The 565-nt window shown below is 62.7% G+C and carries 1 protein-coding gene; it reads right to left on the reverse strand.

The features are described from left to right. On the reverse strand, positions 1-565 hold a 565-nt coding region (locus tag AACY45_RS27630), incomplete at both ends, for a tetratricopeptide repeat protein (protein ID WP_339548641.1).

Below are 565 nucleotides of genomic sequence, written 5' to 3' on the forward strand. Positions count from 1 at the left end.
CGTGCCCAATTGATACCAGGCGAAGGGATTGTCGTCGTCGCGCGCCACCGCCTGGCGCAGCACCTTGATCGCCTCGGGATAATTGGCCCTGTCCTCGGTCGCGATCAGCGCATGGCCGAAGGTGGTCGCGATCAACGGGGCGTTGCGCGACAGGTCGGTTGCCTCGCGCAACGGGGCCAGCGCTTGCCGGGGCTTGCCCGCTTCGAGCAGGATCTGCCCCTGAATTTCCAGGAAATAGGGGTCGTGCGGATCCGCCTTCAGCAATGCCGCTGCCTCCGCGTCGGCCTTTTCGGGATAGCCCGCTTTATGCCAGGCGTAAGCGCGCGCATAATGGGCGTACACACTCTGGTCTTGCTCGGGATAGACGTTCAGCGTGGTCTTGGGGTCGGCGACATAGCCAAGCAATTTGGCCTTCACGCGCTTGAAACGATCGTCCAGCGCAAGGTCGGGCTTGGCGTTGTAGAAGGGCGACGACGTCACGTCCGCCGTCAAGTTGGCGATGCGCTCGCCCGACAAGGGGTGGCTCTGCGCGAACGGATCGATGTTCTTCAACCCATAGGCATAT

This window comes from Pseudomonas sp. RA_35y_Pfl2_P32, assembly GCF_963970735.1.
Lineage (GTDB): Bacteria > Pseudomonadota > Gammaproteobacteria > Pseudomonadales > Pseudomonadaceae > Aquipseudomonas.